Raw genomic sequence first — 11,914 nt, forward strand, 5'->3', positions numbered from 1 at the left:
GATCGATTCAAGAGATGAGTATGAAGCGGTCCGCGATTTTGTGCAGCGCTTCTCTCCGGAGCAGACGGCGCGAATTCACTTCTACGACAAGGATGAGAGCCTCTTCGATCATCTTGGAGTCGAACAGGAGATCGCTCGCGCGATGAGCCGAAAGGTGTGGCTCAAGTCCGGCGGCTATCTCGTGATCGACCATACCGAAGCGATGACGGTCATCGACGTCAACACGGGACGCTTTGTGGGGAAGCGCGATCAAGAGGAGACGATTTTACGCAACAACTTGGAGGCAGCGAAGGAAGTTGCTTATCAAGTCAAGCTGCGCGGTATCGGGGGGATCATCATCGTCGACTTCATCGATATGGAACGGGAAAAGAACCGGGACAAGGTTTATCATGCATTGGTCGATGCGATGTCCTCCGACAAGGCTAGGACGAGGATTTCTCGCATCTCCGATCTCGGCCTGATCGAAATCTCGCGCGAGCGCGTGCGGGAGGACCTGCTTCGCTCGCTCTCCGAGCCCTGTCGATATTGCGAAGGCCGTGGTTACACCAAGTCGCCGACTACGGTGGCCTATGAGATCTTCCGCGAGATTCGCCGGATTGGCACCAGCAACGAGCAGCAGCGAATTATTGTCGGGGCCCATCCTTCCGTGGCGGGGCTGTTATTAGACGAAGAACGTCAGGGGCTGGAAGCGATGGAGCAAGAATGCGCGGCAAAGGTCATTGTGATGCCGGATGAGCAATTGCATCTCGAACAGTACGATCTTGCCGTCCTCTAGAATAAAATTGTCATGCAGGGCATCGGACAATACCATCCCGAATTCGTAATCAAGCATTCGCCAAAGGTGTGGAGGTGACTCACCTCGAACCTCACGAGGTCAACCCTTCCCTTGAAGGGTGGTTGACGCTGCAATCGATTGACGGAATAGGCGACCATACTCTTCTCACACTGGTGCGTGAATGGAAAAGTCCCGATGCTGTGCTGCGCGCCTCGAGGGACGAGTTGATCGGGCGTGGTTGTAGTGCAAGGTTGGCCGAGTCGATCTTGCAAGGGCCTGATTCCGAAAGCTGCCGGCGCATCGACCGCCAATTGAAAGAGATTCGACAGGGTCACATCCAGGTCATATCGATCCTCGATGTCTCGTACCCTTTCCGCCTGCGCATGATCCAAGATCCCCCGCCTCTTCTTTATGTATCCGGGTCGATGACCGAAGCGGACGAATTGGCTCTGGCGGTGGTGGGATCCAGGCGTGTGACTGATGCCGGACGTGTTTTCACGGAAGATTTAGCGAAGGAACTTGCGGCTACCGGGTTTACGATTGTGAGCGGTCTTGCTCGCGGGGTCGATGCGGCCGCCCATCGTGGCGCCCTTGCTGCAGGGGGTCGGACAATCGGGGTGTTGGGATGCGGGATCGACCGGACCTATCCGTCTGAGCATGAACGGCTTCGGCGTGAAATTGAAACTCAGGGTGCGATCTTGTCCGAGTTGCCACTTGGTGCTCCGCCGCACAGCGCGCATTTTCCAAGAAGGAATCGGATTATCAGCGGGCTCTCGCTCGGAGTGATCGTGACCGAAGCGGCCGTCAACAGCGGGTCCTTGATCACCGCCAGTCTGGCCGCGGAACAAGGCAGAGAGGTCTTTGCGGTCCCTGGCTTCGTCAAATCGACGACGAGTCGCGGAACAAATTCCCTCATCAAGCAAGGTGCGACTTTGGTTGAGCGGGCTGAAGATGTGATCGAATCAATCTCTCCGCAACTTGATCAGACGCTGCGATCTAGATTGGGTTCCGCTCGACCGGACAATAAATTTGTCGAACGTTTTGGAAATCAGGAACAGCTGGTGTATGATGCCCTCTCGTATGATCCCTCGACGCTGGATCATCTCGTCGAGCACACCGGACTGCCAGTGTCGACGGTGATGGTCGCGCTCTTGTCTCTGGAGCTCCGGAGGCAGGTTCGTCAACTGCCTGGACAGCGTTATCTGAAAGTGTAGAGAGTTATTTCCCGCCTGACCAGTTGCACTGGTCTGCTATATTTGGTACGGATCATAGGGAAAGGTATTGGAATTCATATGGCGAAGTCGTTAATCATTGTCGAGTCTCCGACGAAAGCCAAGACGATTACAAAGTACTTGGGACGCGGGTATACCGTGATGGCATCGGTCGGTCACATCAAAGATTTGCCGACGAGCAAGCTGGGCGTCGACGTGGATCATGATTTCGAGCCGCATTATGTGACGATTAAGGGCAAGTCGAAGGTTCTTGCGGAAATCAAAAAGAAAGCCGAAGAAGCTGACAAGGTCTTTCTCGCACCAGACCCTGACCGTGAAGGTGAGGCTATCGCCTGGCATCTTGCGGAAGAATTGAGGGGTAAATCAAAAAAGAAGCGCGACGGGAAAGTATTTCGTGTGCTCTTCAACGAGATTACCGAACGGGCCATCAAGCAAGCGCTGAAGTCGCCTGGGCAAATCGATATGAAGTTGGTAAATGCTCAGCAAGCCAGGCGGGTATTGGATCGGATTGTCGGCTATCAGGGAAGCCAATTGTTGTGGAACAAAGTAAGGCGGGGTCTCTCGATGGGCCGCGTTCAATCCGTTGCAGTACGTTTGATGTGTGAACGGGAAGCGGAGCGTGAAGCATTCCGCGCCGAGGAATATTGGTCGATCACCGTTCAACTCGCAGGTGAGAATCCGCCCTCGTTCGAAGCGAAGCTCCATAGTGTTAACGGTGAAGAAGCATCGATAGGCACGGCTGAAGAGGCGCAGAAGGTGGTTGCGGCCATTCAAGGGAAGCCGTTCACTGTCACGGCAATCGAACGGAAGGAAAAGAAACGGAATCCAGTCGCGCCCTTCATTACAAGCCGACTTCAGCAAGAGGCCGCGCGTAAGCTGCACTTTACCCCAAAAAAGACGATGACCTTGGCTCAGCAACTGTACGAGGGCATCGAAATCGGATCTGAAGGGGCGACCGGGCTCATTACCTACATGAGGACAGACTCGCCGCGGATTTCGCAAGAAGCGATGGCCGATGCCAGACAGCTGATTCAAGAACGATTTGGGCCTGAGTATCTCCCGGCGACCCCCAACGTCTACAAAACGTCCAAGGCGGCCCAGGAGGCACACGAGGCGATTAGACCGACCTCGGCTGGTCGCGATCCGGAATCCATCAGGCAATACCTGGAACCCGACCAATATAATCTCTACAAGTTGATTTGGAACCGCTTTATCGCATCCCAGATGGTGCCGGCAATTCTGGATGTGACCAGGGTCGAATCCACGCCGCTTGAGACGAAAGTCAAATATCTGTTTCGCTCCAGCGGAACAATCGTGAAGTTCCCCGGTCACACGATCGTTTATATGGAAGGGATCGACAAGGAACTGGCGGTGCAGAAACCGAAGCAGGAGGAAGAAGTTGACGACAGCTCTGAACGTCAATTGCCATCCCTCAGCGAAGATGAACGGTTACATTTGGTTGAACAACCGGAGCAGACGGTTCCCGGCATCACCTCGAAGCAGCACTTTACCCAACCGCCTCCCCGTTACAACGAAGCGCTTTTGATCAAAGAATTGGAGGAAAAGGGGATCGGGAGACCGTCGACGTATGCAGCAATTATCTCAACGATTCAAGAACGTAAGTACGTCGAGAAGGTGGAGGGACGGTTCGTCCCGACTGAGACGGGTCGCACGGTCAACGATTTCCTGCTGAAAGGATTCCCGGACGTGGTGAATGTCGACTTCACCTCGCAACTCGAGGCGGAGCTCGATGAAATTGAGGAGGGGAACAAGCCCTGGGTCGAAGCCGTACGAGATTTCTACAATCCGTTTACCGCTGATCTTGAAAAGGCCAAAACGATTCCAGGCCCGAAGGATACGGTGGAACCTCCGACGGATATCCCCTGTGAGAAGTGTGGAAGAATGATGGAGATCAAGTGGGGGCGGAACGGGAAGTTTCTTGCCTGTCCTGGATACAAGGACGACCCTCCCTGCAAGAACACGCAGAATTTCGAAAAGCTCCCTGACGGAACCATCAAAGTCGTTCCGAAGCAGGAAATTACGACCGATCAGATGTGTGACAAATGCGGGAGTCCGATGGTGGTGAAGACCGGAAGATTCGGCAAGTTCATCGCCTGTTCCGCTTATCCCCAATGCAAGACCACGAAGCCCTTGGCATTGGGTGTGAAGTGTCCACAACCAGGTTGCGGCGGAGATTTGGTCCAAAAGCGGACTCGCAAAGGCCGCTCGTTCTTTGCATGCAGCAACTATCCGAAATGCGAATTTGCGTTGTGGGACCGCCCGGTCAATAAAGTCTGCCCAACCTGTCAGGCTCCATTCCTGGTCGAAAAGGTCAGCAAACAGGCGGGCCGAAGTGTGCAATGTCGTAATGAAGATTGTGGCTATCGAGAAGCCGGCTGATCTTTCTCCATCCGTCGACCCGTCTGCAAAATTCTGCCTTCACCTTGATCTTCCGAAACTGAGAACCGATATCAACTTTTTTGTCCGGCACAAGTCGGTTGACGAAGTCTCGTGACCGATCGATAATGTTGTGCGGTTGAGAGGTCTCACTCTCCGCCAAGATTAAGAACAATTGAGCCCCTGATCGTGAGGGCCTACCCGGTTAAAAGAGGAGGGAGGAAGCCGATGAAAGCGAAGGAAGGGGTCGTCAATCTGCTCAACAAGATTCTGACCGCCGATCTGACCGCCATCAACCAATACTTCGTACATGCCAAGATGTGCGATAACTGGGGTTACGAACGGCTGCACCACAAAGTGCGGGAACGGAGCATCGATGAGATGAAGGACGCAGATGAGTTGATCGGGCACATCCTCTATCTTGAAGGCGTCCCGAACGTTCAGCGGATGAACGCTGTGCATGTCGGCGAGACGGTTCAGGAACAGCTCGAACTGGATTTGAAGGCTGAACAAGAGATGCTAAGCCTCCTCAATGAAGGCATTGTGCACTGCACAAAAGTGACGGATTTTACGACGCGGCATATGCTTGAGGACATGGCAAAAGATGTAGATGCGCACATCGATTGGATCGAGACTCAGACGGAGACGATCAAGCAGGTAGGATTGGAAAACTATTTGGCTGAACAGATCAAGAAGGAAGGCTGAGGCGAGCTATGAAAGCCAAAGAAGGTGTCGTGGAATTTCTCAATCAGGTGCTGCGAGCGGAACTCACCGCTGTTCATCAATATCTTCTGCACGCGGCAATGTGTAAAGACTGGGGGTACGAGCGATTGCACGAACACTTCAGCCATCTGGCGCAGGACGAGGTCGGCCATTCAGCCGGTCTTATCGATCATATCCTCTATTTGGAGGGGACGCCGGATGTCGGGACACTCGATGCGGTGGCAAGAGGACGCGATGTCTCGACGTTGTTCGAAGCCGACCGAGCCTTCGAATGCGAAGACGTCGACCTACTTCGGAAGGCCATTGCTCATTGTGCCAAGGTCGGAGACTTTACGACTCGCCATGTATTGGAAGATATGGTCGTGGACTCCGAAGAGCATGTGGACTGGTTCGAAACTCAACTCACAGCCATTAAACAGGTCGGGGTTGAGAACTATCTTGCAGAGCAGATCAAGAAATAACCTTCCATAAATCGTTTAATCGAATCGTGAAAGGGAGGCGGGGGCCTCAGGAGGATGCGAGGGCCCCCGCCCTGGAAGTGGGAGCGGCAGAACTCCCACTTCGATGCCGGTGTGTGGGTCACCGGCCGATTCATTCAACGGGTAGACACCGTTCTCTCTTTGCCCCTTTGCAGGACTTCCCGGAGTGCCTCAACAATCGTCGGATCGAATTGTGTCCCAGCAGAAACTCGAAGGATTCGGAACGCGACCCAGTTCCGCATCGTGTGATCAGCGATCTTAGGGACGCGAATCGCGTCGAACGCGTCGGCAATCGACAGGATTCTCGCGCCAATAGGAATGAAGGTCCCACGAATGCCGTAGGGATATCCGGTCCCGTCCCACCGTTCATGGTGGTGGGCGATCAGGATCGAGGCCTCTCTTAGAAACGAAAAGGGTTCCAGAATGTTGGAACCGACCCGAGGATGGTTCTGAATCGCTTCGTACGTATCAGGCGTGTCGTCTCCCCGCTCTGCCTGCGGAACCATCAATAGGCCGATGTCATGAAGATAGGACGCGAGCTTAAGGTGGTGCAGGGCTTCGAAGGAGAGGCCGAGGGATTCTCCTAGGCTGATCGCGACAGATGCCGTCCGGCGCCCATGGCCTGCTTGCCAGAGGAGGTGGCGGTCGAGTTCTTTGCTGACCTGCCGGACGAGAATGCTGACCACGTCTCGGCGCGACCGCTTAGGGAGGCGAAGTCGGTCGATCTTGTAAAGTAGACGCTGAATGCGTTCGATGACCGGAAGCGTCTCGATTGGATAGATCGTCTTCATATTTGTGCTTCCATGTGGCAACAAAAAGCCCAAAACCATTTTCCTGGTTTTGGGCTCTGGGCGAATAACCTCTGGCCGATGAGAACTGTACTGCGGTATCTACCTTATGTCTGTTCAGGCCGTTTCCCCGCCATGAGCGGCTGTTTCAAAATCCACATTTCGTACAAGGGGATCCACATCATGATGAGAAACGTGACCATCATGAGAGTATCTCCGGTCAACATGGTCAAGACGAAGACCGGCGACACGTATGTGATCAGCCAGGGCGATAGGAGATCCAATCCAACACCTGTAAAGGAGAGCCAGCTCATCAGGATTTTGGTCGAGGGACTGGCATTCGTCAAATAAAGTACATGGACGAGGATCATGAATACGACCGGCATCGTGAAGAGGTGAAAATGCGTGATCTCAGCCAGTTCGCGGAACGACATCGGCTCTCCAAACGTCGCGTCGGATCCTCGATAGTGATCGGCGATGCCCTGTGGAGAAAGTCCGGTCATACTGTGCGCCCAGAAAAAGGAGAACAGAAATCCGACCAGCATCAAAAGCAAGAACTGAGTGTAGAGCATCCTAAGGTGTCTGTCGGAATCGCGGAGTTTGAAGCGCTGGTTGAAATTTTTCATGTGGGGACGCTCGGTCCGCTCGTATCAATTGCCAAATATAGCAGAAAAGAAGCCTTTGTCAGACTTGCGGGCGGCAACGGTATCACTGCCGAGCCCGGCCGGCTTCAGATAGAATTCGTCGATTAGGACGAGTACACGTTTCACGCCGGCGCTCATGGACCGCACCGACATGGTAGCGCCGCTGATGTTGATGATGTCCTTGTTGATCCTGATGGGATCCAACACGGTCTTCCCCTCGTATTGGTAATTGAATCGTTTGCGGCCGACTTCGCTTCCCCTGGCATCGCGGAAGACGAGGAGCTCGACATTGGTGCAGCTCCCTTTGGGACCAACTCCGACCATATAGGTCATAACCTTGTACTTGCCGATGGTGTTGTGGACCATCGCGTAACCGTCGATCTTGCTGTCGGTCCGTCCGATGTACAAGTCGAATGACTCTTCAGGAAACTTCCAGCCGATTCGTTGCTGGATCAGTTCTTTCGATTCAGGCGTGAGGCGAATCACTTCTTTCTGAATTTGCTTCGACTTTGGAAGCATGAGCTTGACGGCTTCTTCCTCAGACATGAACTCCTCGTACTTGAAGTCGTCATCCTTCAAATATCGGCGAAGTTCGTCATCCCAGACCTGTTCAATCGCATAAACATTCGTTCCTGTCATGCAACAGAGAACAGCCGTGAGAATGATTCGTGTCAGTTTAATCCGCATCCCTGCTCCTTTAATTTCTTCTCGAGTCGGGTATAAACATCAGTCATGACCTCTTCTGAAGGTTCCGTTGCCGCCCATCCAAACAGGCGAGATCCTCCACGAAAGGCCCAACGCTGCCGCTCTTCGGTAAAACTAACCTTGACCACGTCGCTCATCTGCTTCACCGACATGATGATTCGGGACCGATCTTTGCTGTCCGCCATTTCACGTTGAAGGACACCAAAGGTCCGTCCCTGCATGGGAATTTCCAGCCAGGCCGTTTCAATCTGACCCTTTTCCTTGTTCTTCAGAGTGATGGAACGGTCTTTCACGGCATCGATCGCAGCATCCCACGCCCGATCGTAGGTGCATACGGCATAGCGTTCCTGCCCCCCGCTCAACGTTGCGCAGGCACTCAGTAGGAATAGCCCAAGCCAGGCTGGTTTCGTTTTCGAGAACATGTCTCCGTTGTGCTCTATTTCGTAATCCCTCCCCACAAAGGCGGGGAGGGATCATCCCTTCCACTAGAAATAGGTCGCTGCCTGAATCAAGAATCCGTTTCCATTGATCGGACTGTTGGAAGTCCCTAAATCTCCTCCGTTGACGAGCCCCTGTGCATTCTTTTGTGTGTTGAACTGCCAATCGAACTTAAAAACCGTGTCTTCGACCGGGCGGAAATTCAACCCGAGTGTCAACCGCTCTAATTCGCGCCGATTCCCCTGTGCCAATGCGAGGGTGCGATTGTCTGTGTCGGTATCGACACGTTCCCAACGGACGACCGCCGTGAACGTCGAGGCCTCTGTGAAATGACTGGGAGCCAAGTTCTTCAGGAATTCCGGCATGAAGTGGTAGTTTCCTTGGACGTAATAGCCTTGCATGCCTGCCGGGCCGGTCCCATTATTGCTAATTCGCAACCATGCGGACTCTCCGATTATTTCAAATGGCCCACGCTGCAAGGTCCAATCGAGTGCAAAGACATCGAGGTAGCTGGTACCAGTTGTTGGGGTTGAGTTGGCATAGACCCCATGGTAGCCGGATCCGGCGACTTCGATTCCCAACATCGGGCTGAATGCGACGCGGCCCACGACAGCCTTGCTGTCATTTCGGTCTCGGGACACACTGCCGCGCGCGCTCCGTACACCGAGATCCGTTATTGCTCCGGCAGTCGAGCTCATACCGTTGACCGCATAGATTTCGTAGTCAAGTTTGGAGAGCGAACTTGGATAGACTGTTCCATAAATACCCGCACCTGATTCGAACCAGGTGCTAGGGATAATGATTCTCGACACCATCGGCCGGTCCACTAGGTCGTTGAGGGGCGAGTCGTGCAGCAAGTTGAATTTGCCGACCGGCATCAAAAGAATTCCCGCGCGGAGATTAATGTATTCCTTGATCAAGTAGTCCAGTTGAGCGAACTCAAGTTGCAGTGAGCCGTCTCCCTGCGGAGTGTTAGGCCCTCCACGTTCGATCTCGATTTCCGTCGCGAACTTCACATGCTCGGTGATGTCCGCGTAGATAAAAGGGACCAGCCGCTGTTGGCCGAAAGAATGGCGGCTTGGATTGTCGAGATTCTGCCGTGAGAGGTTGTTGTACATGACATCCACGTAGCCGCCGACCGTGGCCTTTGGAGCGCTCAAGAACGGCTTGGCATAGATAAGTTTCCCTGACCCGGTTGAACCGAATCCGAGCGGGACCCTCTCTTCACCGGCTCGCTCCACTTTAATATCGGTAATCGGTCCGGTAGGGACGGGGTACTGTTGGCCGGCAGGCCCCTTCAACTCTCGGGGCTCCATTTTGCCTTCGCGCCGTTCGTGTTCCTGCATCTTCTTTTCGACTGCCTCATCGACTAATTTCTGTATCTCTTCCGGGGACATGTCGGCAGCCAAAACCGGTAGAGCCGGCAAACTGGCGATAACGAGAGCCCCGAGGATTGACCTGATCCTCATGGTAAAACCTCCAACATTTGAATAGGGTGATGGTCTGACTCGGGACTCGAGGGTCTCTGGCCTTGGCTTGAAATGATAAATGGTACAGGTTCTAATACGGATACTCGGACGGTGCCTCCTTTCGTAACGGTGCTCATGTGCTCAACGTGCTCCATCCTTCGATGGACGAGAAGGGGATCACGACGATGCGTTTGCAACGTTTGCATTTGAGTTCGAGACCTTGCCCACGGACTTTTGCAATGAGCTGGCCGCATTCGCAGCGAGTCTCATGTTGGTCCAGCGAAGAATGGACTTCTGAATTTGCAATCGGCATAACGTACAAGGGCACTGTTGTTAAATGAAATTGAGAACGATTATTAATATTACACCGCTCGATTCTGTGTCAAGGGGGTATGGCTATTAGAGGCCATGGGTTTAGTCTAATAAAATCGATGGCTTCTGTATAATTAGCGAATGGAAATCATGACGCGTCTTAAGGAAATCAACTCTTTAGCCATCTTCCTCTCTTCTGTTGTTTTCTTGCTCGCTGCCTGTACAACAAATCTACCCCAGATCACCGAGTCGGTGGGTCAGGGTGAAAGTCTTGTGACCGGGAGAGTCGCGACGGTGATCGCGGGTGAGAGAGCCAGGATTTATTTGCCGGACCTGCGAAGGCTCGAACTGGTGAATCGGCATACAGATGAGCGGTTTTCAGTGTTATTTAAATCCGGCGACCAACTCTTCGCCCTCTCTCTCGCCCCCGGGGATTATCGTGTGAATCGCATTCAGATAAGCGAGGGACCATTCTTGTCTATGGCTAACGTTGACGTGGAATTTTTCGTAGAGCCCGGTGTTGTGACCGATTTGGGAACGTGGCGGTTTGGTGTGGATTCACCACGGTATGGGCGCATGGTGGCCTTGTCGATCGTTGAGCACGATTCTTCCCAGGATCTCAAGGCGAATTTGCCGGAACTCGGATATCCTGAACAGGAGCGGCTACCGACCAAAAGGGTGATGCCGTATCCATCTCAGAGTCAGGCCCGCCTCTATGAAGTCATGCCCTACCCGCGGTACTCGCGGTATTTCAGGCGACATAATTGGTAATAATAGATCGAGGAGAATCCCAAGACATGCTCGTGCGGGTGGTGATGCTTTCGCTTTTTGGTTTGTATTGGGTAGCGGCGATGGGCTGCCAGGGACTTCTGGCGACTTCCGAACCCGTCACTCTCAAGCGCGCCCAAATGCACATGGGAACGCTGGTGACAGTGACTGCCGTGGCGTCGACGAAGGAACAGGCGCAAGCTGTGACAACCGCCGCGTTCGCAGAAATCCATAGACTGGAAGAACTCCTGAGCACTTGGATCCCTACGAGTGAGCTGTCGCGTGTGAATGCATCGGCCGGAAAGGGGCCGGTGAAAGTCGCTCCTGAAACATTGTCGTTAGTGAGGCGAGCTCTGGAGGTAGCTGATGTGACGGAGGGTGCTTTCAACATAGCGATCGGTCCCGCTCTCGATTTGTGGAAGGTGACCGACCAATCTCGCGTACCGACTGAAAGCGAACTTGAGCGATTGAAGCCGTTGGTGGATCTCAGGGCCGTCCATGCCGATGTCCGGGAGCGAACAGTTTCACTCGAGAAGTCGGGAATGCGGATCGACGTCGGGGGGATTGGAAAGGGGTATGCCGCCGATGAAGCTGCCATGGCTATGAAGAAAGCAGGAGCCCTGGCCGGCATCGTCGCCCTTTCGGGCGACATCAAGACGTTTGGGCGTTTGCCGGGAGGGAAGAGTTTTCCAGTCGGTATTCAACACCCGCGTAAGGAAGGAGCTGTCCTAGCATGGATCGAGCTTCAGGACGAGGCAATCTCGACGGCCGGCGACTATGAACGGTTCTTTGAGAAGGACGGAATCCGTTATCACCATATTCTTGATCCCGCTACGCTTCAGCCTGCTCGCGGTTGTCAGACCGTCAGCGTGATTGCCAAGGATGGTGTCTGGGCCGATGGGCTCGATACGGGAATTTTTGTGATGGGGCCTGAGCGAGGGATGAAGCTTGTGGAGCATCTGGAGAATGTTGAGGCGATCATTGTCGATGGCGAGGGGCAGATACACGTTTCATCCGGCTTGCGTCATCGGGTTCGCTTGGAGACGGAATCGGGTGAAAAGGAAGTTGAACGATGAACGGTCTCCGGAAGCTAATCTCCATTATCTTGTTCGGAACGGCAATGGCTTGTTCGGACCTCGAAACCAGGTATTTCAAGGACCAAGTAAACAACGTTACAGCTGAAC

The 11,914-nt window shown here is 53.7% G+C and carries 12 protein-coding genes; 7 read left to right on the forward strand and 5 right to left on the reverse strand.

Annotated elements, in window-relative coordinates:
- From ACWVCN_RS09145 to bfr (ACWVCN_RS09165), 5 genes are all read left to right on the forward strand, one after another.
- Window positions 1-775, forward strand: a 775-nt coding sequence (locus ACWVCN_RS09145) for a ribonuclease E/G (protein WP_455245260.1), incomplete at its 5' end; no start/stop codon positions are given.
- Between the two features lie 74 nt (window positions 776-849).
- Window positions 850-1,989: a DNA-processing protein DprA gene (gene dprA / locus ACWVCN_RS09150; RefSeq protein WP_455245261.1), complete on the forward strand. Its 1,140-nt coding sequence runs from the start codon at window positions 850-852 to the stop codon at window positions 1,987-1,989.
- A gap of 78 nt (window positions 1,990-2,067) precedes the next feature.
- Window positions 2,068-4,407: a type I DNA topoisomerase gene (gene topA / locus ACWVCN_RS09155; RefSeq protein ID WP_455245262.1), complete on the forward strand. Its 2,340-nt coding sequence runs from the start codon at window positions 2,068-2,070 to the stop codon at window positions 4,405-4,407.
- Window positions 4,408-4,632: 225 nt separating this feature from the next.
- Window positions 4,633-5,109, forward strand: coding sequence for a bacterioferritin (gene bfr / locus ACWVCN_RS09160; protein ID WP_455245263.1), 477 nt, complete (start codon window positions 4,633-4,635; stop codon window positions 5,107-5,109).
- An 8-nt stretch (window positions 5,110-5,117) separates the two neighbouring features.
- Window positions 5,118-5,588, forward strand: coding sequence for a bacterioferritin (bfr, locus tag ACWVCN_RS09165; protein WP_455245264.1), 471 nt, complete (start codon window positions 5,118-5,120; stop codon window positions 5,586-5,588).
- Between the two features lie 134 nt (window positions 5,589-5,722).
- Here bfr (ACWVCN_RS09165) and ACWVCN_RS09170 read toward each other — a convergent pair whose 3' ends face one another.
- The 5 genes from ACWVCN_RS09170 to ACWVCN_RS09190 form a co-directional block, all read right to left on the reverse strand.
- On the reverse strand, window positions 5,723-6,397 hold the full coding sequence (locus ACWVCN_RS09170) for an HD-GYP domain-containing protein (RefSeq protein ID WP_455245265.1): 675 nt from the start codon (window positions 6,395-6,397) through the stop codon (window positions 5,723-5,725).
- Between the two features lie 104 nt (window positions 6,398-6,501).
- Complete coding sequence (locus ACWVCN_RS09175; RefSeq protein ID WP_455245266.1) at window positions 6,502-7,020, reverse strand: hypothetical protein; 519 nt, start codon at window positions 7,018-7,020, stop codon at window positions 6,502-6,504.
- 24 nt (window positions 7,021-7,044) lie between these two features.
- Window positions 7,045-7,725 carry an FMN-binding protein gene (locus ACWVCN_RS09180; RefSeq protein ID WP_455245267.1) on the reverse strand — a complete coding sequence of 227 codons (681 nt, stop codon included), beginning with the start codon at window positions 7,723-7,725 and terminating at the stop codon, window positions 7,045-7,047.
- Window positions 7,710-8,165: a hypothetical protein gene (locus tag ACWVCN_RS09185; protein ID WP_455245268.1), complete on the reverse strand. Its 456-nt coding sequence runs from the start codon at window positions 8,163-8,165 to the stop codon at window positions 7,710-7,712. Before ACWVCN_RS09185 ends, ACWVCN_RS09180 begins: the two co-directional genes overlap by 16 nt.
- A gap of 63 nt (window positions 8,166-8,228) precedes the next feature.
- On the reverse strand, window positions 8,229-9,650 hold the full coding sequence (locus ACWVCN_RS09190; RefSeq protein WP_455245269.1) for a porin: 1,422 nt from the start codon (window positions 9,648-9,650) through the stop codon (window positions 8,229-8,231).
- Between the two features lie 462 nt (window positions 9,651-10,112).
- On the opposite strand from ACWVCN_RS09190, the gene ACWVCN_RS09195 reads away from it, so the two are divergent.
- Window positions 10,113-10,733, forward strand: a complete 621-nt coding sequence (locus ACWVCN_RS09195) for a hypothetical protein (protein WP_455245270.1) — start codon at window positions 10,113-10,115, stop codon at window positions 10,731-10,733.
- 26 nt (window positions 10,734-10,759) lie between these two features.
- On the forward strand, window positions 10,760-11,806 hold the full coding sequence (locus ACWVCN_RS09200) for an FAD:protein FMN transferase (RefSeq protein WP_455245272.1): 1,047 nt from the start codon (window positions 10,760-10,762) through the stop codon (window positions 11,804-11,806).
- Window positions 11,807-11,914 lie beyond the last annotated feature (108 nt).

It is taken from the genome of Petrachloros mirabilis (assembly GCF_975968855.1).

Bases quoted from the DNA above. Each gene is read 5' to 3' on its own strand.
- ACWVCN_RS09170 (WP_455245265.1), bottom strand. From the start codon at position 6,397: ATGAAGACGATCTATCCAATCGAGACGCTTCCGGTCATCGAACGCATT.
- ACWVCN_RS09175 (WP_455245266.1), bottom strand. From the start codon at position 7,020: ATGAAAAATTTCAACCAGCGCTTCAAACTCCGCGATTCCGACAGACAC.
- topA (WP_455245262.1), top strand. From the start codon at position 2,068: ATGGCGAAGTCGTTAATCATTGTCGAGTCTCCGACGAAAGCCAAGACG.
- ACWVCN_RS09185 (WP_455245268.1), bottom strand. From the start codon at position 8,165: ATGTTCTCGAAAACGAAACCAGCCTGGCTTGGGCTATTCCTACTGAGT.
- bfr (WP_455245263.1), top strand. From the start codon at position 4,633: ATGAAAGCGAAGGAAGGGGTCGTCAATCTGCTCAACAAGATTCTGACC.
- ACWVCN_RS09195 (WP_455245270.1), top strand. From the start codon at position 10,113: ATGACGCGTCTTAAGGAAATCAACTCTTTAGCCATCTTCCTCTCTTCT.
- ACWVCN_RS09200 (WP_455245272.1), top strand. From the start codon at position 10,760: ATGCTCGTGCGGGTGGTGATGCTTTCGCTTTTTGGTTTGTATTGGGTA.
- bfr (WP_455245264.1), top strand. From the start codon at position 5,118: ATGAAAGCCAAAGAAGGTGTCGTGGAATTTCTCAATCAGGTGCTGCGA.
- ACWVCN_RS09180 (WP_455245267.1), bottom strand. From the start codon at position 7,725: ATGCGGATTAAACTGACACGAATCATTCTCACGGCTGTTCTCTGTTGC.
- ACWVCN_RS09190 (WP_455245269.1), bottom strand. From the start codon at position 9,650: ATGAGGATCAGGTCAATCCTCGGGGCTCTCGTTATCGCCAGTTTGCCG.